Raw genomic sequence first — 20,178 nt, 5'->3', positions numbered from 1 at the left:
CAGCTGCCCGGCAACGAGGAAAACCTCGTCATCGGGCAGCTGCTCAATGCGGCGCCAGAGCAAGCTCCGGGCACCTGGACCCTGGGGCCTAGGCGTCGCCGCCAGCGTTGCCGGACTGGCCGGCGTTGGCGTTGTTCAGGTCGTACTTGGCGTGCGCCTTCACTGCGGTGTCCGCAGGGATTTCGCCACGCTCAACCAGCGACTGCAAGGTCTGCACGACCAGCGAGTGCGCATCGATCTTGAAGAAGCGGCGGGCCGCGGCACGGGTGTCCGAGAAGCCGAACCCGTCCGCGCCCAGGGTGTGGAATTCACCTGGCACGTACGGGCGCAGCTGCTCGGGCACGGCGCGCATGTAGTCGGTGGTCGCGATGACTGGGCCCGGGGTGGACTCCAGCTTCGAGGTCACGTACGGGGTGCGGCGCGGCTTCGATGGATCCACGAGCACGTCGGCGTCGGCGCGCTGGCCGTCGCGGGCCAGTTCGTTCCACGAGGTGACCGACCAGACATCAGCCGAAACGCCCCACTCCTCGGCCAGGATGGCCTGGGCTTCCAGCGCCCATGGCACGGCCACGCCCGAGGCCAGCAGCTGTGCGCGCGGGCCGTCGGTGGTAGCTTCCTTGAGCAGGTGGATGCCCTTGATGATGCCTTCGATGTCAACGTTCTCCGGCTCAGCTGGCTGGCTGATCGGCTCGTTGTACACGGTCAGGTAGTACATCACGTTCGGATCGGCGTGGGTTCCGCCGTACATGCGTTCCAGGCCGGAGCGCATGATGTGGCCGATTTCGTAGCCGTAGGCCGGATCGTAGGTGATCACAGCAGGGTTGGTCGAGGCCAGGATTGGCGAGTGGCCATCTGCGTGCTGCAGGCCTTCACCGGTCAGGGTGGTGCGGCCGGCGGTAGCGCCGATGATGAAGCCACGGGTCATCTGGTCCCCGGCTGCCCAGAACTGGTCGCCGGTGCGCTGGAAGCCGAACATCGAGTAGAACACGTAGATCGGGATCAGCGGTTCATCGTGGGTCGAGTAGCTGGTGCCGGCAGCGGTGAAGGCTGCGACAGCGCCGGCCTCGTTGATGCCCGGGTGGATCAGCTGGCCCTGAGGGGATTCCTTGTAGGCCAGGACCAGATCGCGGTCCACGGACAGGTAGTTCTGGCCGCCCGGGTTGTAGATCTTCGCAGTCGGGAAGAACGAGTCCATGCCGAAGGTACGGGACTCATCTGGCACGATCGGCACGATGCGGTGGCCGAATTCCTTGTCGCGCATCAGGTCCTTGAGCAGGCGCACGAAGGCCATGGTGGTGGCCGCCTGCTGCTTGCCCGAACCGCGCTTGGCGATCGCGTAGGTCTTCTCGCCTGGCAGGGCCAGCTTCTTCGAAGCTTCCTGGCGGCGGGTAGGCACCGAACCGCCCAGGGCCTCGCGGCGCTCCATCATGTACTTGTACTCAGCCGAATCCTCGGTTGGGCGGTAGTACGGAGGAGTGTAGAGGTCCGCTTCGAGCTGCTCGTCTGTGATAGGGATGCGCAGGTGATCACGGAACTTCTTCAAGTCCTCCATGGTCAGCTTCTTCATCTGGTGGGTCGCGTTGCGAGCCTCGAAGTGCGAACCCAGGCCGTAGCCCTTGACGGTCTTGGCCAAGATGACGGTCGGCTTGCCCTTGAACTCCGCAGCAGCCTTGTAGGCGGCGTAGACCTTATGGTAATCGTGGCCGCCACGCTTCAGGTTCCAGATCTCGTCGTCGCTCATGTCGGCAACCAATTCCTTGGTTTCCGGACGCTGGCCGAAGAAGTGCTCGCGAACGAATGCGCCGGACTCGGCCTTGTAGGTCTGGTAGTCGCCATCCGGGGTCTGGTTCATGATGTCAACCAGCGCGTTGGTCTTGTCTGCTTCGAGCAGGGCATCCCACTCGCGGCCCCAAGCAACCTTGATGACATTCCAGCCGGCACCGCGGAAGAAGGCTTCCAGTTCCTGCATGATCTTGCCATTGCCGCGAACCGGGCCGTCAAGGCGCTGCAGGTTGCAGTTGATGACGAAGTTCAGATTGTCCAGCTTTTCGTTGGCGGCCAGCTGCAGGAAGCCGCGCGACTCCGGCTCGTCCATTTCGCCGTCGCCCAGGAAGGCCCAGACCTGCTGGTCCGAGGTGTCCTTGATGCCGCGGTTCTGCAGGTAGCGGTTCAGCTGCGCCTGGTAGATGGCGTTAGCTGGGCCGATGCCCATCGAGACGGTTGGGAATTCCCAGAAGTCAGGCAGGGAACGCGGGTGAGGGTAGGAAGGAAGCGCATGGCCTTCCTTCGACTTTTCCTGGCGGAACCCGTCCATGTCCTCTTCGGACAGGCGGCCTTCGAGGAATGCGCGGGCGTACATGCCTGGCGAGGCGTGGCCCTGGAAGAAGACCTGGTCGCCGCCGCCTGGGTGGTTCTTGCCGCGGAAGAAGTGGTTGAAACCTACTTCATACAGGGTCGCTGCACCGGCATAGGTGGAGATGTGCCCGCCAACGCCGATATGAGGGTTCTGGGCGCGGTGCACCATGATGGCGGCATTCCAGCGCATGAAGGCGCGGTAGCGGCGCTCGATGGCCTCGTCGCCCGGGAATTCTGGTTCCTGGTCCACAGGAATGGTGTTCACGTAGTCGGTGGTGGTCACGTGCGGCACGCCCACGGACTTGGCACCTGCACGCTGCAGCAGCGAGCGGATAATGAACTGGGCACGCTCGGTGCCCTGGGTCTCTACGAGGGAGTCAAACGAGTCCATCCATTCCTGAGTTTCCTCAGGATCCCGATCGGACAGCTGGTAAGTCAACCCGCTACGGATCTGGGAGATGTGTTCCTCTACAGCCACGGAAGCTCCTTGATTGAATTGCGGCTCCGACGCTGTGCAGTTTTGCGCTGCGGTGCATCGGTATTGGGACAACGGGTGCAGTAGCACTGGAATGATGTGCACTGCCGGTTCATATGCAACTCTAGTGTTAAACGATCCAGTTTTGTGGCGCGTTTTCCAGCAAAAACCGGTTTAAATCAGATATTTGAAGTGACTTGCGCAACTAGGTACGGGAGCTAACTTCCCGATGGCCATGTCAATATGATGCGGGTCACTGGAATGTGGGTTATATTTGTTCGGCGTGTTATCGCTGTAGCGCTTGAACGGAGCGGCAAAACCGTGTTTCGTTGGTAGTAACGCTTTGCACCAGCAGGAGGAATGAAGTGAGCGACGCCGTATCGGCAAACTTGGAGCCCGCCAAAAAATTGGGTTTCGCTAATGAAGACCTTATTCAGGAACTGGGTTACGACGATGACGTGGACTACGATCTGCGCGAATCGATCGAGGACCTGATTGGTTCAGAGCTGCTCACCGAAGAGGACCATGACGTTGTCGACGCAGTCATTTTCTGGTGGCGCGACGGCGATGGAGATCTAGTTGACGCATTGATGGACGCGCTGAACTGCTTGGACGAGAGTGGCATCGTTTGGCTGCTTACTCCTAAGCAGGGCCGCGAGGGACATGTATCCCCAGCACTTATCCAGCAGGAGGCGCCAACCGCTGGCCTGCATGTAACTACTAGTGAAGGCGTTTCGGAGGATTGGTCCGCAATCCGCCTCGCCCCGCGTAAGAAGAACTAATGATTCAAACAGGTTCACGCCTGTTCGACTTCTCGCTGGAAAATCAGTACGGCGAAACGATAACCAGTACCGGGCTGTCTAGCGGCCGGGTGCTGGTTGTCTTTTATCCCTGGGCATTTTCGCGGGTATGCGGGTCGGAACTGGCAACACTCCAAGAGCACTACGAATTCTTCACGCAGCACCAGGTGCGCATCGTGGCCATTTCGGTGGACCATAAATTCACCCTGCGCAACTATGCGCAGTCGCTTGGCTTGGACTTCGAGCTGCTGGCCGATTTTTGGCCTCATGGGGCGGTGGCGCAACAGGCCGACGCCTTTGACCCTGAGCGTGGGGTCGCGGCCAGATTGACGCTGTACCTGGTTGACGGTGAAGTGCGCGATATTTTCCGCAGCGAGATGACGCAGTCAAGAAGCATTGATGATTACAAGGCGGCAGTGGAACGCGCCGTTTAGCGTGCCGATATGGGCTGTGCTCCAGTTCACGAAAAAAGTCGGCTCACCGATTTGCCCGGACGCAGAAACCTGTGTAGAGTTATTCCTCGTTGGCTTGCAAAAGCGAACATGGTAAGGGCCTTTAGCTCAGCTGGTAGAGCGTCACGTTTACACCGTGAATGTCATCGGTTCGATCCCGGTAGGGCCCACCAAATAAGAATCCTCGATCCATTCGGATCGGGGATTTTTTGTCTCCTTGAGGCGATTTTTCCACTCGGGCAAGTCCTGCGGTGCCCATAGTGCCGCCTTCATGGAATATTTGATCCTCGATGACGCTGGACTCCTGGCATTGTCGTCCGAAGCCAGCGTGGCTGAGCCGGTGGCCCTTGCGCGGCACCGGAGGGTGCTTCGAATCTGCGAACCCGGTACAGCGATCTGGCATCGCTGTTTTCCAATGCCCCGTGGAGGGTGGCGGCGTCGTCTTCGATCACCGCTTCTTGGTACGTGCTATCGCTCATCGAGCTGCTTCGCTTCCACCTGCGGGGTAAGTCCGCAGATCCAGGCGCCTCGTGTTCTTCCGCGCTGGACTGAGCTCGCGCCTCGGTGGCGCTGGTCCCAGTGGTGCAGCGGGGAATAAGCAGGTGTGGGGGCGATGCTGGCGATTGCGGATTACCCGTGCATGCGAACAGCCTCGAACTTGCCGGCAACGCCACTGGAGAGTAGGTTCCAAGATCAGGCGATGTGGTGACGCTCGGCACTCTTTTATGAAAACCTCCATTTCAATTTGCCAAGTCAGTTCGGGATGCATTAGATTATTACTTGTTGCAGCGAAGGACTGAAGGAAAGAAACTTCCCGATTTCACACACTGCAGGAGGGCCTTTAGCTCAGCTGGTAGAGCGTCACGTTTACACCGTGAATGTCATCGGTTCGATCCCGGTAGGGCCCACCAAAACGAAGACCGCTTCAATCACTCTGGAAAGAGCGATTGAAGCGGTCTTCTTCGTATTCCCGGCCGGCGCCAGCCAATCGCCGAATGCCAGCGAAAGTGCGAAACTGGATGCATGACTGCACCAGAAGAAAACCTTTGGCTCGCCACCGTTCGCAAGAACCCGGACCACTCGCAGAATTTTGCCCAGCGCTGGCGCACGCTTGCCGCCGAAGGCCAGGATATTTTCGGGGAAGCTCGCGCCGTTGACGCGATGGTTGCCCGGGGCAGCAGAATTCTGGATGCCGGATGCGGGACCGGGCGGATCGGCGGCTGGCTTTCCGAGCAAGGGCACCAAGTGGTTGGCGTGGACCTCGACCCGCATTTAATCGATGTTGCCCGGGCAGATTACCCCAAAGCCCAATGGCAGGTCGGCAATCTGGCTGACTTCACCATCGCTGACGCAGCGGGGGAGAACCAGGAATTCGACCTGATAGTTTCTGCCGGCAATGTCGTCACCTTCCTCTCCGAGTCCGAACGCCGCCCGGCGCTGCAGCAACTGCGCGGGCATCTGGCGGCAGACGGGCGCATGATCATCGGCTTCGGCTCGGGACGCGGCTACGGGTTCGATGACTTCGAGGCCGACGCTTTGGAGGCGGGGCTGGCACTGCAGCAACGCTATTCGACCTGGAACTTCCATTTGCCTGCCGCCGATTTCCTGGTGGCCGTGCTCGGGCGCAAATAGCGCCAAGCGCAAACCGAGCGCTGCAGGAAAAATCCACTTCGCTTCCATGCGACGTGCAATCGCTCTTGAAGGGCCCTGGCCTGCGGCTTCTGCCGTGGTCAGGAAACCGCGGGGTGCGAGTCTGCGCGGCTGCTGCCGCCAGCAGTTGGCATCGGCACCGCAGTTGCCTCATTCCTCATTGTGATCGTGATTTCCGCCGTGCATTCGGCCAAGCGCGGGTCTGGGACCAAAGGGCCGCCGATGGCGCAAGGGGCGATCTACGGCAGCACTTTCAGTCTGGGCATGATCATCACCGCCTTGCTCGGTTGGCGGCTGCATGCCGAGGGGCTGAGCTCAATGGGCATGGCGACTTTTGCCCTCACCGGCCTGTGCCTGGTGATCGGCGTGCTCGTGGTTGCCGGCTCGGTGCTCTTCAACGACCGGGCCCAGCTGGTCTTCGGGTCCTGGATCCTGGCTATTGCCCTGCTCTCACTGGCCGCGCCGGCACCGCATAACCTCTTGGCCGGTGCAGTTGGCGGGCTGGGATTCATCGTGCTGGGCCTGCTGCACGGCAGCAAGCCGGAACTGGTCTCAGGAGCCTTGATCCGGGGTGGGCATGCAGGAGCTTGACCCGCTGATCCACGCCCAGGCACGGCTGAGGACCGTCACGGTCCTGGACACCTTGCGGGCCGGGGACAGCATCTCGTTTCCCAAGCTGCAGGGCCTGCTGTCGATGACCTCGGGTAATCTGGCCACGCATTTGCGCAAGCTGGAAGACGGTGACTACGTGAAGGTGGACAAGATCCTGGAGGGGCGCAGCCCAGTGACCTACATTGCCTTGACCCGCGCTGGGCGAACCGCCTTCGAAGAGTACAAGGAACAGCTTCGCGCACTGCTGGATGCGGTGTGATCGCCGGACGAACGTGCAAGGATACACGCAATTGCGCAGCCGGGGAGGAACCGGGAAAATCTGCCAGCTAATGCAGAGGCCCGGGACAGGTGAATCATCTGCGCGGCCCATTAGGCTGGAGAAGGTACGCTGTCGAATCAACTGCAGAAGGAGATTTTCCAATGGGCCTAGGCGATAAGATCCAGAATAAGGCGCAAGAAGTTTCGGGCAAGGCCAAGAAATCCGTAGGCGATGCGACCGGCAATGAACGCCTGCAGGCTGAAGGCGTTAAGGACCAAGCCGCTGCGAAAGCCAAACAGGCCGGCGAGTCAGTCAAGGATGCGGCCAAGGACGTACGCGACGGCCTGGACAAGTAGCAACAGGCACGCAGGAGCTTAAACGGCAAAGGTGCCCGCGAATTCCGCGGGCACCTTTGCCGTTTCTGCATGGAACGCACTCGGGGCTACTTGGCCTTGAGCCTCCACAATGAAGTGACTTCCTTCGAACGGGCCGCATGCAGCACGTCCTGGGCATCCTGTGCGCGGTGGTGCCTTGGCGCGGTGTCGATCTTGTCGATGACTTCCAGGCCTGCCGCCTCGATGGCCTCCAGCAGCAGCGCGCGGGTACGCAAGCCCAGCAGCTCGGCGAGATCCGAGATGATCAGCCATCCTTCGCCGCTCTCGGTCAGGTGACCGGGCAATCCGCGCAGGAACTGCATCAGCATCTTGCTCTCGGGATCGTAGATGGCCGCATCCAGGGTGCTCGGCGCGCTGCCCGGAAGCCACGGGGGATTGCACACGACCAGCGGGGCCCGGCCCTCGGGGAACATGCTGGTCAGTTGCGTACGAGCGGCGCCGGAAATGCCCAAGCGCGCGAAGTTGTCGTTGGCGCAGTCCACCGCGCGCTGGTGAATGTCGGTTCCGATGACCTGCTTGACTCCGCGGCGGGCCAGCACTGCCGAGAGCACTCCGGTTCCGGTGCCGATGTCGAAAGCCAGCGAGCGATCCTCCAGCGGAGCCACCGCCACCAGATCCACATATTCCTGGCGGGTGGGCATGAACGTCCCGTAGGCCGGGTGGATTTTCGCTCCCAGGGCCGGAACGTCCACACCCTTCAGGAACCACTGGTGGGCACTGAGCATGCCAGCTAGTTCCTGCAGGCTGGCCACAGCCCGGTGTCCAGCCAGGTCCGCGGCCTGCTCGTAGCCGAATGCCACCGCCGGACCGACGATCGGCGCCCGGGGCAAGTCCAGGACGGCCAGGCCGTCCTCGGCCTGGAAATCCAAGGGAACCAGGATCAGCGACAGCATCCGTGAACGCTGGGCCCGGGCCTGCCGGATGGCGTAGAACTTCTGCGCATCATCCAGGACCTTTTTCTTGGCCTTCGCGCTGCTGGCCTTGGCCGCGTTGGCGGCCGCCATGCGCCGGTCCATGGCGGCAAGCAGCTGCTTGGCGTTGTGGAAGTCGCCGGTCCACAGCATGGCCGTGCCGCGGGCCGCGTGGCGCATGGCCGCATCCGCGCTCAAGCGGTCATCGGCCACCACGATGTGTGCTGGTGCCCGGCGGGAATTGGCGGACAGCCAGATGGCTGTGGTGCTGGTTCCTTCGTGGTCCCAGGAAACGGTCACAGGGGCGGTGGCGGAATGGGAAGCGATGGGATAGCCCTGTCGATCAGCGTTGCTCAAGCGCATGGCAACCGCGCATGAGCTGTTCTGTTGCGAGGGGCTGGAGTTCCAATTCTACCGGTCCCGGCCAGGCTAGCTGGGCCGGTGCCTGGCGCCCAGCTGTTCGAGGATCCTTATCACTGGAATCGAGCTGTCCGTTTCGGCTGCCAGCTGCCGGGCAATTCGCCGGGCGCCATCGGCCAAGTCCTCATTGGCCAGGACTCCGGTAATCGAGGACGCGAGCCGCTGCGCAGTCAAGTGCTTGTAGGCAATGGGCTCGGCAGCCGCGCCGAGCCGGTGGATGCGCTGGGCCCAGAACGGCTGGTCGGTGAAGACCGGAACCGGAACTGCGGGGACGCCTGCCCGCAGGCCAGCGGCCGTGGTGCCGGCCCCTGCATGGTGCACGACGGCCGCCATCTGCGGAAACAGCCAGTGGTGGGGTACCGCGCCGATGCCCAGGATGCCGGGTTCGTCGATTTCCGGTTCCCCTTGCACGATAGTCCGTCTTCCGGTGCGCCGGGCAACATCCGTGATGAAGTCCGGTTCCAGCGCCTGCGTGCTGCCGAAGCCAATGAAGACTGGCGCCGGCCCCTCGTCGATGAAGTCGAGCAGCCTCTGCGGCGGTGTCCATGCCGGATCGGCTGGCGGCCACCAGTACCCGCAATTGACGATCCCCTCATGCCAATCAGCGGACCGTGGAACGATAACTGAACTGAAGCCGTGGAGAATGGGGCTCCGGTGCTGGCGGCGAAGGCGTTCGGAGGCGGCACGGCTGCGTGCGGGCAATCCCAGGGATTCGCGTACCCGCTTTGCTGGGAGGTCGTAGGGCGCCTTGGAAGCGGCGAAGAGCTGGCCGAGCAGCTTGTTGCCCAGAGGCCCGAAGCTGCGCGATGCACCCAAAGCCATGGGCGAGTACGCTGCACTGGGTTCAATGGGTTGCAGGTGCGCGCCGATCGCGGGGATGCCCATGGCCTCGGCCACGTCGTAGGCATAGGGTGCTACCGCATTGGTCATGATGATATCGGCACCTCGCTCGGCTGCGGCCATCGTTCCGGTAGCTGCCAGTTCGAAATAGTCCCGGAGCTCCCGGAGGTACCGGCGCAGATCCTTGGGGCTGGCCTTAGCGCCCGGAGCTGCCGGCTTGACCAAGGCGCCCATGTCGCCGGGGAGCTCCCGGAATCGGCAGCCTGCGGAAACGGCAAGGTCCTTGTATGCCGGGTTTGCCGCAATGGATACATCGAAACCATGGAGCGCCAGCTTCTGGCCGAGGCCGGCCATCGGCGCGACATCGCCTCGTGTTCCCGGTGCGATCATCAGCAAGCGCATGGTTCCTCCTGTAGAGTTAAATGCGAACAGTGTTCGCGGTTAACTATACAGCCAGAGCACGGCGCGTGACGCGCCCTGCGGGAAAGGACGGGCGATGACCGGCAACCAGCCTCGCACCGGGCCCAGGCCCCGGCACTCCCGGGCCAAGATCGCCCAGGCGGCGATCGCGCTGGCCGATGAAGAAGGCATGGGAGCGGTATCCATCAGAGCCGTAGCTGCAAAGATCGGAGCAGGAGCCGCCTCCCTGTACCGTTACGTTGAGTCCCATGAGGAGCTCACCGGCCTTATGGTTGAGCAGATCAGCGCCGAATATGAACTGGAATCGCTGGCCGGTTCGGCTGCCCAGCAGCTGCTCGGCCTGGCCACCCAGGGCCTGCAGATCATGCGCAGGCATCCCTGGGTGCCCTCGCTGGCCATGGGCAAGGCGTCCATGGGGCCGAACGCCTTGGCCTACCTGGAACGTGGATTAGCGGCCCTGGAAGGCAGCGGGCTGGAGGCAGGGGCCAAGCTGCATTGCCTGGCGATGCTCAACGCCATCACCGCAGCATTCGCGCTCAATGAGCAAAGCCAGCAGCGGCCCGAAGACCCGGCGGCGCTGTTCGCCCAGCTGGAAACAGGCCGCTACCCCCACCTGTCGGCCGCGCTGGGCCAAGCGGCAAGGCCCGTGGACCAGCAAGAGGCCTTCGTGAACGCGATCATGCACTATCTGCGTGGTGCCGGTGTTATTCCCAACTAGCCAGAGGCCATTCTTTGACATCTTCTAGGTGGTGCGGGAGCAATATGGAAACATGAATCCATAGCATCATCGCCTAGAACCAGGAGCTGAAATGCCCGCGCCCAGCGAAGCAAGCATGAAAGAAATCCACGAGCTCATCGCCGTGGACACCACTAGCCGCGACAGCAACCTTGCGCTGATCGGGAATGTCGTGAAGAAGCTGGACGCCTATGGCATCAGCTCCCAGCTGATCCACAACGAAGAGGGCACCAAGGCCAACCTGCTGGCCACCATCCCCGCCGCCGATGGAACCCGCACCGGCGGCATTGTGCTTTCCGGGCACACCGACGTGGTGCCAGTGGACGGGCAGAAATGGAGCAGCGATCCATTCGACGCCCAGGTGCGCGCAGACAAGCTCTATGGCCGCGGCACCTGCGACATGAAGGGCTTCCTCGGGGTGATCCTGGCCAAGCTGGACCAGTTCACCGGCGCAGAACTTGCCGAACCAATCCATCTGGCGCTGTCCTATGACGAAGAAGTCGGCTGCGTCGGCGCGGTGTCGCTGGTGCAGAGAATTGTTGACGAGAAGCTGGCGCCTCGCGGATGCTTCGTGGGGGAGCCATCGAGCATGCGGGCGATCCGCGGCCACAAGTCGATGAACGTTTTCCGCGCCGAATTCAACGGCGTCGCAGCGCACTCCTCGCTGCCTTCCGAGGGGGTCAACGCAATTTCCTATGCGCTGCGCTTCGCGAATTTCGTCGAGGAGGTTTCGGCCGAGCTGCGCAACCATGGCCCGCGCGATGAAGCATTCATCGAACCGACCACCACCATGAACGTGAACAAGTTCGACGGCGGTATCGCGGTGAACACCATTCCCTCGCAGGCGGTGGTGTTCTTCGAGTACCGCTCGCTCGCGGTGGTGGACCGCGAGGCGCTGACCGCGCGCTTGCGCGAAGAAGCGGCCAAGCTGGAAGCCCAGATGCGCGAGCAGAACCCGAGCTGCTCCGTGGAGTTCTCCCAGCAGGCGGGCGCTCCGGGACTGGATACCGCTGCGGAGGAAGGGATTGTGTCCTTCGCGGCCGCCTGCGGCGCCATTGCCACCGATGAAAAGGTCACCTATGGCACGGAGGCCGGGCTGTTCGCCGCGGCCGGCATCCCCACCGTGGTGTGCGGTCCTGGCGATATCGCCCAGGCCCACGCTCCGGACGAATACATCGAGCTGGAGCAGATCGTGGCGTGCGAGAACTTCATCGATTCGCTGATTGCGCAGGTCAGCTCGTGAGCGCAGAGGTGAAGGCGACACCCGAGCAGATCGTCAAAGCCCGCAAGGCGGTCATTTCCAGTTCCATTGGCGCGGCGCTGGAATGGTTCGACATCATTGTCTATGCCACCTTCGCGACCACCATTGCAAAGGTGTTCTATCCAGAATCGGACGGCACGTTCGCGCTGATTCTCACCTTCGCCACCTTCGCGATTTCCTACCTGATACGCCCCCTGGGCGGCATGGTGCTGGGCAGCTACGCCGACCGCAAGGGACGCAAGAACGCGCTGACGCTCACGCTGGGCCTGATGATGCTCGGTACGCTGATCATGGCCGTGGCGCCGCCCTACGAGGTGGCGGGCGTAGCCGGTGCCTTGATCATCCTGCTCTCGCGCATGATCCAGGGCTTCTCTGCCGGTGGCGAGTTCGGCACGGCCACTGCATTCCTGATCGAAACCGCACCGCACAAGAAGGCGTTCTACTCTTCGTGGCAGGTCGCCAGCCAGGGTGCATCCATGCTGCTGGCTTCTGCCTTCGGCTACTTCCTGACCACCGGCCTGAGCCAGGAAGCCCTGGAGAGCTGGGGCTGGCGCGTGCCGTTCTTCGTTGGCCTGCTGATCGGGCCGGTAGGCCTGTATATCCGCGCCAAGCTGGATGAGACCGACGAGTTCGTTTCCGCCGCCAAGGAGAAATCGCCACTGGGCACGCTGTTCACCCAGCACTACGGCCGCCTGCTGGCCGCGGCGGCTACCATTGGCGTGGCCACGATTTCGGTGTACATGATCCTGTACATGCCGACCTTCGCCGTCACGAACCTGAAGATCCCTGCCGACGCGGCCTTCCTGGGCGGCATCTCGGCGGGCATCATCACGTTGTGCGGCGTCCCGCTGGTGGGCCATCTGGCCGACCGCATTGGCCCGGCCCGGGTGATGACCTACGCCGCGGTCGCGGCGTTCGTGCTGGCCTATCCGCTGTTCAAGCTGATGACGTCGAACCCGAGCGTGATCGTGATGGTGATCGTGATCGCGGTTCTCGGCGTGATCATGTCCTTCTACTTCGGTCCGCTGCCGGCGTTGCTCTCCAACCTCTTCCCGGCTGCCATCCGTGGTTCGGGCCTGTCGGTGGCCTACAACGTGGGCGTGACCCTTTTGGGCGGAATTGCCCCGCTGGTACTGACTTGGTTGCTGGACCTGACCGGGTCGCTGGATGCACCGAGCCTGTACTACATGGCAATCGCCGTGATTTCGCTGATCGGCCTTGTGGTCGTGCGAAAGCGCTACGGCCAGCGCTAGTCCAGCCTGGGATTCAGCCAAAGATCGCCGCAAGCTTCCTCGTGGAGCTTGCGGCGATCGCTTTTTCCAGCGGGTGCGCCCTTACAGAGCCACCAGAAGCACAGCCGTCCAGTGGCACAGGAAGGCCATGACGGTGCAGGCATGGAAGAGCTCGTGGAATCCGAAAATGCTCGGCAGCGGATTTGGCCGCTTCGTGGCGTAGAAAACCGCGCCGATCGTGTAGGCCAAGCCGCCAGCGAGAATCAGGATCATCACCGCGGGGTTCGCGGCCCAGAACGCTGGCAACTGCATCAATGCGCCCCACCCGAGCAGGATGTAGAGGCTGACTCCAACCCAGCGGGGTGCCGCGGGCCAGAATGACTTGATGGCAATGCCGGCCAGTGCACCGGCCCAGATGACGGACAGCACGATGATCGCCTGCGGACCGGGCAAGGTCAATGCTGCTACCGGAGTGTAGGTGCCGGCAATGAGCAGGAAGATGTTCGCATGGTCGGCCCGGCGGAAGAGCCCCATGACCTTGTCGGTCCAGTTGCCACGATGGTAAAGCGCCGAGGTGCCAAAGAGCAGGATCGAGCAGAGCGCGAAGACCGCGGTGGTCCATTCCGCCAAGCGTCCGTTGGCCAGTACGACCAGCACCAGGCTCATGATGATAATGCCCGGGGTGGACCAGGCATGGATCAGCCCGCGCCAGCGAGTACGCTCGGTGCCGATGTGCGCGAAGGTTCGCCCGGCTCGGCCTTTGCCTGCAGATGGTAGCGGTGCGGTAGCCATGGGTCTCCTTAACGTCGTGCGCGGGCACTGGGCCCATCATCGAACTATACGATAATCGGCTGTCAGCGTGCTGTGGGGTCATCGCGATTAATCCCGATTAGGATTCGAATATGGCAGATGACCAAGAAATTACCGACCACCTGAAGACTATTGCTCAACTCAATGAGCCCGGAGAAGTGCTGGCCAATGATTCACCGTTCATCTCCGTGCGCAACCCTGACTGGTTCGAAGAAGTGGCCCCGGGCTCGTGGAAGGCGATCGGGGAACGCGACCAGTTGCATCGGCGGTTGATCGACCAGGAACTGCGGGCAGCGGGCGGCGCCCAAGCGCAGCGCCAAGCTGTTGTGCTTGCCGGAGCTCCGGGAGCCGGCAAGAGCAGCCTGCTGCGCGAACTGCTTGGCGGTCATGAAGATGACTATGTGGTGATCGATGCCGATGAATTCAAGGCGAATCTGATGCGCGAAGCGCAAGAAGACGGAACTTACGAAGGATTCTTCAAGCCTCGGGAAGTCAAAGAGCGCGAGCAGCGCGGTGAGCAGTTCTTCCCGATGGACATGGCGAGCCTGGTGCATGAGGAATCTTCCATGCTCAGCGAGAACCTGCGTGCCGCATGCTTCGAGCAAGGGCTGAATGTCGTCATTGACAAGGTCCTTGCGTCCGAGGATTCAGCGCAGAAGCTGGCAGCTCAGCTGCAGGAGGCCGGATACGAGATTCAGATCGTGGAGGCGTACGCGCCGCAAGATGTCTCGGAAGAACGGATCGTTGAACGCTGGGAAAAGCAGCAGGAAGCTTCCCTGGATGGCGACGACAACCTTGGTGCACGCTGGGTTCCCGAAGGATTTACCGATATGGTCTTCGACGCCCCGGGCCAGCGGTCCCGGCCTGCTGCCGTGGCCCAGATGTTCGCACGCAACTGCCCAGCGGTACTGAGCTTCAAGGTATTCCATACCGCACTTGGGGAAGCCTCGGACACGGAGGGGAGCCTTCTGCTTTTCGAATTGCGCAGGGAAGCCGTGGGCTCTGAGCTGCTGCGGGTGAAGTAGCCAAGACAAGAGAAAAACCCGCCGAGCAGCAGTTGGTACTGCTGCTCGGCGGGAATTCAAGATCCGCAGGACAATGGTCCCTCGGGAGGTGCCTTAGGCCCGTCGTTTGGTGATGAAGCCCCAAATGACCAAGACGATCAGGGCGCCGCCGATGGCAAGAAGCCAACTTGAGATCGAGAAGAACTCATCCACGCCCTCACCGAAGATAGCACTTCCGATCCAGCCTCCGAGTAGGGCGCCAACGACGCCGAGAATCAGGGTAGCGATCCAGCCGCCACCTTGCTTGCCGGGCAGAATGGCCTTTGCGATCGCTCCGGCAATCAAGCCCAAAACTATCCATCCAATGAATCCCATGATTCGCTCCAATGGTCAGACTGTGCAGTGGTCGGGTTCGATCCACTTAAAAACCGAGAGTACATGGCATTGAGCTGGGGTTCTACAACGACCTCGAAGAAATTCAGCATTTTCAAAGGCTAGGTTCAAGCCATGCTTGAACCTCGGGCCAATTGATCCGGAAATTCCCCTTCTGGCCACATGTTTTGCAGAATCTTCCCGGTGGACCAGGTGCAACCTGTTGACAGCGTCCGCTGCCGCTCCTACTCTAGTTAAATCATACTTTATGACTTTGGCTACAGCATAAGTCATATATTAGGTTCACGTACGACGGAGTAAATGGATGAGTGAACAGGTCCCGCCCCTTGTTGTAATGGGTGTCTCGGGCAGCGGCAAGACCACCATCGGAAAGATGCTGGCTGATCGGCTGCATCATGAATTCATTGATGGCGACAACCTGCACCCCAAGGCCAACAAGGAAAAAATGGCCGGCGGACAGTCTCTGGATGACGCTGACCGTGAGCCGTGGCTGCAGCTGATCGGCGCCAAACTGGCCGAAAGCAATCGGCACCAAGCGCCGCTGGTTATTGCCTGTTCTGCACTCAAGCGAAGCTACCGGGATCTCATCCTCAGCTTGGAGCCAGCAACGATCTTCATCCACCTCACCGGTGTCCCGACGCTCATACGGGACCGGATGAACGCGCGTTCGCATGAGTACATGCCCACCAGCCTGCTTGACAGCCAGCTGGCCACGCTTGAGGCTCCCGATGCGGACGAGCCGGTGCTCAGCGCCGATATTGCCGATAGCCCCGAGGACATCGTTCGACAGCTGATCGCCAAACTGTCCTAGTGCAGTGCGCCGACAGCAATCCACAGACCACCTATGGCATAAGCCTCCCATTGATCAAGGATGACAATGACAACTGAGCTTGAACTGAACTGGACGTTAAGTACGCCCGGGCTCCTGACGCTAGCGGTCGCGGCGGTAGCGCTGCTGCTGGTGCTGATTATCCGCTTCCGCGTCCACGCGTTCCTCGCACTGGTGCTCACCAGCTTGCTGACCGCGGTCGCTTCCGGCATCCCGGCTGAATCGGTCATCACGACGCTGACCGGCGGCTTCGGATCCACCTTGGCCAGTGTGGCCCTGCTGGTCGGCCTTGGCGCAATGCTCGGACGCATGCTGGAAACCAGTGGCGGCGCCGATGTGATGACCAACTGGCTGATCTCCAAGTTCGGCGAGAAGCGCGCGCCGCTGGCACTGTCAGTTGCCTCGCTGCTCTTCGGCTTCCCGATCTTCTTCGATGCCGGGCTGGTAGTCATGCTGCCGATCATCTTCACCGTGGCCCGCCGCTTGGGCGGCTCGCTGCTGCTCTACGCCATCCCATCGGCCACCGCATTCTCGGTGATGCACGTCTTCGTTCCGCCGCACCCGGGCCCTGTGGCCGCATCCGGCCTGCTGGAAGCCAATGTCGGGCTCGTGCTGGTGCTCGGCCTGGTCGTCGCGATTCCAACCTGGTTCGTTGCCGGCCATCTCTTTGGAAAGTTCGTTGGCAAGAAGTTCAACATCCCGGTACCGAATATCCTGGATGCGGCACTGGGCAACGGTGCAACGAAGGACGAGTTCAAGTCCTCTCCTTCCGTGGGCACGGTGTTCAGCTTGCTGCTGCTCCCGCTGCTGCTGATCTTCATGAACACCGGACTGAATATGCTCGGTTCCGCCGGCATTGTGGAACCGGAAGCCTCCTGGGTGCGCTGGCTTCGCCTGCTGGGTGAAACTCCGGTGGCCCTGCTCATCACCGTGCTGCTGGGCATTTTCCTGCTGGGCTTCCGCAAGGGCAAGGACAAGACCCTTACCGAGACCATCGTGGACTCCGCGCTGGGCCCGGTCTGCTCGATCATCCTGATCACCGGCGCTGGTGGCATGTTCGGCGGAGTGCTGCGTGCCAGCGGCATCGGCAACGCCATTGCCACCTCGCTTGAATCGGTGGGCATGCCGCTGATCGTCGCCGGCTTCCTGATCGCGGCCATCGTCCGGCTGGCTCAGGGCTCGGCAACAGTGGCGCTGACCACTGCGGCGGCCATTGTCCAGCCGGCGGTGCTGGCGGATGCCTCGCTGACCGCATTCCAGGTCGCCGCCATGGTGCTCGCGCTGGCAGCAGGCTCGGTCTTCGCCGGCCACGTCAACGACTCGGGCTTCTGGCTGATCTCGCGCTTCCTGGACATCGATGTGCCAACCACCTTGAAGGTCTGGACCGTTGGCCAGGCGCTGGTATCGGTGGTCGGCTTCGCCTGCGTCATGGTGCTCTACGGCCTGGCGACCGCGCTGGCCTAAAAAGGGGCAGCGAGCAGGACAAAAAATCCGCCGGGGCAGCGATGCATTCGCTGCCCCGGCGGATTCGCTTTTAAGAAGGAAATGCCGGGTTACTGGGCGCTCTTGGCCGGGTCCACGAACAAGCGCGGCGCGCCGTCCCAGAGGCTGCAGATCTCGTTGTGCGTCCGGCGCATGATGCTTTCCATGTTCTTCCGCGCGCTGGCGGAGTCCGAATTGGAGATGGCATCGGCGACCGACTGGTGCCAGAGCAACGCTTCCTCGTGCGGGCGTTCAGGCATCAGGCCCAATTCGGTGCGGCCGCGCAAAATCGCTCCGATCGGGGTGGAGAGGTTCGCGAACATCTCATTGCCGGAGGCGGCCAGCACCACAGCGTGGAATCGGATATCCAGTTCCAGGAAACGTCGCAAATCGCCTTGGCGCCCGTAATGGTTCATCTGCGCCGAGAGCATCATCAGCTCCTTGCGCATCGCTTCGGGGGCGAACTCGGCCGCCAGTTCCGCGGCCATCGGCTCTACGGAAATGCGCAGCTCGGTCAGCGAGCGCAGCTGTGCGCCCTTCTGGTCGCTGGCCAGCCGCCAACGGATGACATGATCGTCGTAGGGGTTCCAGCGCTCCGCTCCCAGCACGCGGATGCCCACGCGCTTAGTGCTGGTGACTAGGCCGCATTGGGCCAGAACGCGGATGGCTTCACGGATCACCGAACGCGAGACCTGGAGCTTCTGCTCGAGGTCGGCGGCGAGGATGATGGAGCCGCGCGGAATTTGCCCGCTGATAATGCGAGAGCCGAGGTGCTCAACCACATGAGCGTGCAGACTAGTTGCCATGGGGTCAGTTTAGCCAATGACTTGCGCCAAATCGGACTATGGCGAGTCGATCCGCGAAATAAATATGCTTTAATTTACGCGATCCTCTGTAAAACACGGGCGTCGCCCTTGTAGGATGGAAAGGTCACGTGGCCGTGAACAGGGATCGTGACTCATCCGGTCTCTGCTTGGCGGTTCAACTCCCCGTAATCGATGGAGACTTATTTTTATGCCTGCACAGATTGGTGTCACAGGTCTGGCCGTCATGGGCGCAAACCTTGCCCGTAACTTCGCTCGCAACGGATACACCGTCGCCCTGCACAACCGCTCGGTCGGCAAGACCGACGCGCTGCTGGAAGCTCATGGCGATGAGGGCGATTTCATTCGCACCGAAAGCCTGGAAGAGCTGGTAGCAAACCTCGAAACCCCGCGCCGCGTGCTGATCATGGTCAAGGCCGGCGGTCCAGTGGACTCGGTCATCGACCAGCTGGTGCCGCTGCTCGAAGAGGGCGACGTGGTCATCGACGCCGGCAACTCGCACTACACCGACACCCGCCGCCGCGAAGCTGCCCTGGCTGAAAAGGGCCTGCACTTCGTGGGCATCGGCGTTTCCGGTGGCGAAGAGGGCGCACTGCTCGGCCCATCGATCATGCCCGGCGGTTCCGCTGAATCCTACAAGTCGCTGGGCCCGATGCTGGAGAAGATCTCCGCCAAGGCCGACGACGGCGCACCGTGCTGCGCTTGGATCTCCACCGACGGTGCAGGCCACTTCGTGAAGATGGTCCACAACGGCATCGAATACGCCGACATGCAGGTCATCGGCGAAGCCTACGATCTGATGCGCAGCGCCGCCGGCATCGAGCCAGCCAAGCAGTCGGAGATCTTCAACGAATGGAACCAGGGCGAACTGTCCAGCTTCCTGATCGAGATCACCGCTGAAGTGCTCGGCCACGTCGATGCCTCCACCGGCAAGCCGCTGGTCGACGTCATCCAGGACTCCGCAGGCCAGAAGGGCACCGGCCGCTGGACCGTGCAGTCCGGCCTGGATATGGGCTCGCCTGTTTCGGCCATCGCCGAGTCGGTCTTCGCCCGTTCCCTTTCCTCGCAGCGCGATATCCGCGCCGTGGGCCAGAAGGTGCTGACCGGCGAAACTGCCGAGGTCACCTTGCCGGAGAACTTCGTCGAGGATGTGCGCCAGGCACTGTTCGCTTCGAAGCTCGTCTCCTACGCGCAGGGCCTCGACATGCTCACTTCGGCTGCCGGCGAATACAACTGGGACCTGAAGCTCGACGAGATCGCTGGCCTGTGGCGTGAAGGCTGCATCATCCGCGCAGCCCTGCTCAAGGACATCACCGCTGCCTACTCGGCAGGCGAGAAGCCTTCGAACCTGCTGTTCGCTCCGGCATTCGCTGAAGCCATCAACAAGGCAGTTCCAGCATGGCGCCGCGTGGTTTCCGTTGCTGTCCAGCTGGGCATCCCTGCACCAGTGTTCTCCTCGTCGCTGGCTTACTACGATGGCCTGCGCCGCGACCGTCTGCCAGCAGCCCTGACCCAGGGCCTGCGCGACTACTTCGGTGCGCACACCTACCGCCGCACCGACAAGGAAGGCACCTTCCACACGCAGTGGAGCGGTGACCGTACCGAAATCGCTGCCGAGGACACCCACTAAGCGGAGTGATTCGACGCTAGCAGCTGCTGGCTGATCCGAAGCCCACCAGTTCAATTCGATTGAACTGGTGGGCTTCTGCCATTTGAGCCCTTCTGCGCGCTGTCCCGCTTCGCTGGAACTGGCAGCCGTGGGGCATGCTCAGCCGAATGCTGGGTGGGACAGAGGCAGGTCCCGGCCAGTGCCATGCGCTCAGGGGAGTACGGATCCCAGCGGTGCGGAAAATCGGCGCAGCAGCCAAAAGCAGTTGGATTTTCTGCGGCAAGCGTGACGATTAATGCCTGCTGCGTGCGAACTGATCTGCCACGCATGCGCCGGTGATTGGCTGCGGCCGTCGAAGCGCAGGAGCCGGACTATTTAATCGGATGAAAAGCAGGGGTTCCCGTATCCA

Annotated in this window: 19 protein-coding genes and 2 tRNA genes; 15 read left to right on the top strand and 6 right to left on the bottom strand. The window is 61.9% G+C overall.

All coding sequences use genetic code 11. The features are described 5' to 3' along the window. Window positions 1–88 precede the first annotated feature (88 nt). Window positions 89–2,833, bottom strand: a complete 2,745-nt coding sequence (gene aceE / locus AC1Z36_RS12485; protein WP_105657749.1) for a pyruvate dehydrogenase (acetyl-transferring), homodimeric type — start codon at window positions 2,831–2,833, stop codon at window positions 89–91. A 362-nt stretch (window positions 2,834–3,195) separates the two neighbouring features. On the opposite strand from aceE, the gene AC1Z36_RS12480 reads away from it, so the two are divergent. The 8 genes from AC1Z36_RS12480 to AC1Z36_RS12445 all read left to right on the top strand — a co-directional run bounded on the left by AC1Z36_RS12480 (window position 3,196) and on the right by AC1Z36_RS12445 (window position 6,959). Beyond that, window positions 3,196–3,612: a DUF3052 domain-containing protein gene (locus AC1Z36_RS12480; RefSeq protein ID WP_105657750.1), complete on the top strand. Its 417-nt coding sequence runs from the start codon at window positions 3,196–3,198 to the stop codon at window positions 3,610–3,612. Beyond that, complete coding sequence (locus tag AC1Z36_RS12475) at window positions 3,612–4,064, top strand: redoxin domain-containing protein (RefSeq protein WP_105657751.1); 453 nt, start codon at window positions 3,612–3,614, stop codon at window positions 4,062–4,064. Before AC1Z36_RS12480 ends, AC1Z36_RS12475 begins: the two co-directional genes overlap by 1 nt. Window positions 4,065–4,179: 115 nt before the next feature. Then, window positions 4,180–4,255 (top strand) — tRNA-Val (locus tag AC1Z36_RS12470). Window positions 4,256–4,917: 662 nt separating this feature from the next. After that, a tRNA-Val gene (locus AC1Z36_RS12465) sits at window positions 4,918–4,993 on the top strand. A gap of 112 nt (window positions 4,994–5,105) precedes the next feature. Then, complete coding sequence (locus tag AC1Z36_RS12460) at window positions 5,106–5,714, top strand: class I SAM-dependent methyltransferase (RefSeq protein WP_105657752.1); 609 nt, start codon at window positions 5,106–5,108, stop codon at window positions 5,712–5,714. A gap of 282 nt (window positions 5,715–5,996) precedes the next feature. Beyond that, entirely contained in the window at window positions 5,997–6,323 is a 327-nt protein-coding gene (locus AC1Z36_RS12455) for a hypothetical protein (protein WP_483561293.1), read from the top strand. Next, a complete protein-coding gene (locus AC1Z36_RS12450; RefSeq protein ID WP_105657754.1) occupies window positions 6,310–6,603 on the top strand; it encodes a transcriptional regulator in 294 nt (97 codons plus the stop codon). Before AC1Z36_RS12455 ends, AC1Z36_RS12450 begins: the two co-directional genes overlap by 14 nt. Window positions 6,604–6,764: 161 nt before the next feature. Continuing rightward, window positions 6,765–6,959: a CsbD family protein gene (locus AC1Z36_RS12445; RefSeq protein WP_105657755.1), complete on the top strand. Its 195-nt coding sequence runs from the start codon at window positions 6,765–6,767 to the stop codon at window positions 6,957–6,959. Window positions 6,960–7,045: 86 nt separating this feature from the next. Here the strand turns inward: AC1Z36_RS12445 and AC1Z36_RS12440 are convergent, their stop codons facing one another. Beyond that, window positions 7,046–8,272, bottom strand: coding sequence for a methyltransferase (locus tag AC1Z36_RS12440; protein ID WP_105657756.1), 1,227 nt, complete (start codon window positions 8,270–8,272; stop codon window positions 7,046–7,048). Window positions 8,273–8,338: 66 nt separating this feature from the next. Further along, on the bottom strand, window positions 8,339–9,571 hold the full coding sequence (locus AC1Z36_RS12435) for a glycosyltransferase (RefSeq protein ID WP_105657757.1): 1,233 nt from the start codon (window positions 9,569–9,571) through the stop codon (window positions 8,339–8,341). A gap of 94 nt (window positions 9,572–9,665) precedes the next feature. Between AC1Z36_RS12435 and AC1Z36_RS12430 the strand changes: the two genes are divergently transcribed. The 3 genes from AC1Z36_RS12430 (at window position 9,666) to AC1Z36_RS12420 (ending at window position 12,839) form a co-directional block, all read left to right on the top strand. Beyond that, window positions 9,666–10,307: a TetR/AcrR family transcriptional regulator gene (locus AC1Z36_RS12430; RefSeq protein ID WP_133833425.1), complete on the top strand. Its 642-nt coding sequence runs from the start codon at window positions 9,666–9,668 to the stop codon at window positions 10,305–10,307. 91 nt (window positions 10,308–10,398) lie between these two features. Continuing rightward, a complete protein-coding gene (argE, locus tag AC1Z36_RS12425) occupies window positions 10,399–11,568 on the top strand; it encodes an acetylornithine deacetylase (protein ID WP_332595173.1) in 1,170 nt (389 codons plus the stop codon). Next, window positions 11,565–12,839 (top strand): MFS transporter, encoded by a 1,275-nt coding sequence (locus tag AC1Z36_RS12420; RefSeq protein ID WP_105657759.1) that lies wholly within the window; start codon window positions 11,565–11,567, stop codon window positions 12,837–12,839. The genes argE and AC1Z36_RS12420 overlap by 4 nt, the downstream gene beginning before the upstream one ends. Window positions 12,840–12,920: 81 nt before the next feature. On the opposite strand, the gene trhA is transcribed toward AC1Z36_RS12420, so the two are convergent. Next, window positions 12,921–13,610 (bottom strand): PAQR family membrane homeostasis protein TrhA, encoded by a 690-nt coding sequence (gene trhA, locus AC1Z36_RS12415; protein ID WP_181148856.1) that lies wholly within the window; start codon window positions 13,608–13,610, stop codon window positions 12,921–12,923. A gap of 110 nt (window positions 13,611–13,720) precedes the next feature. On the opposite strand from trhA, the gene AC1Z36_RS12410 reads away from it, so the two are divergent. Then, on the top strand, window positions 13,721–14,653 hold the full coding sequence (locus AC1Z36_RS12410; protein ID WP_105657760.1) for a zeta toxin family protein: 933 nt from the start codon (window positions 13,721–13,723) through the stop codon (window positions 14,651–14,653). 93 nt (window positions 14,654–14,746) lie between these two features. On the opposite strand, the gene AC1Z36_RS12405 is transcribed toward AC1Z36_RS12410, so the two are convergent. Beyond that, window positions 14,747–15,007: a GlsB/YeaQ/YmgE family stress response membrane protein gene (locus tag AC1Z36_RS12405; protein WP_105657761.1), complete on the bottom strand. Its 261-nt coding sequence runs from the start codon at window positions 15,005–15,007 to the stop codon at window positions 14,747–14,749. Window positions 15,008–15,329: 322 nt separating this feature from the next. Between AC1Z36_RS12405 and AC1Z36_RS12400 the strand changes: the two genes are divergently transcribed. Beyond that, on the top strand, window positions 15,330–15,836 hold the full coding sequence (locus tag AC1Z36_RS12400) for a gluconokinase (protein WP_105657762.1): 507 nt from the start codon (window positions 15,330–15,332) through the stop codon (window positions 15,834–15,836). A 66-nt stretch (window positions 15,837–15,902) separates the two neighbouring features. Further along, window positions 15,903–17,318, top strand: a complete 1,416-nt coding sequence (locus AC1Z36_RS12395; RefSeq protein ID WP_105657763.1) for a GntP family permease — start codon at window positions 15,903–15,905, stop codon at window positions 17,316–17,318. An 89-nt stretch (window positions 17,319–17,407) separates the two neighbouring features. Here AC1Z36_RS12395 and AC1Z36_RS12390 read toward each other — a convergent pair whose 3' ends face one another. Further along, the gene (locus AC1Z36_RS12390) at window positions 17,408–18,142 is read right to left on the bottom strand and encodes a FadR/GntR family transcriptional regulator (RefSeq protein ID WP_105657764.1); all 735 of its coding nucleotides are present in this window, start codon (window positions 18,140–18,142) and stop codon (window positions 17,408–17,410) included. A gap of 208 nt (window positions 18,143–18,350) precedes the next feature. Between AC1Z36_RS12390 and gndA the strand changes: the two genes are divergently transcribed. Continuing rightward, window positions 18,351–19,790, top strand: coding sequence for an NADP-dependent phosphogluconate dehydrogenase (gene gndA / locus AC1Z36_RS12385; protein WP_105657765.1), 1,440 nt, complete (start codon window positions 18,351–18,353; stop codon window positions 19,788–19,790). Window positions 19,791–20,178 lie beyond the last annotated feature (388 nt).

Source organism: Glutamicibacter sp. BS14, assembly GCF_056934375.1.
Note: the sequence above shows the minus strand (reverse complement) of the source record. Positions and strands in the feature narration are given on the sequence as shown.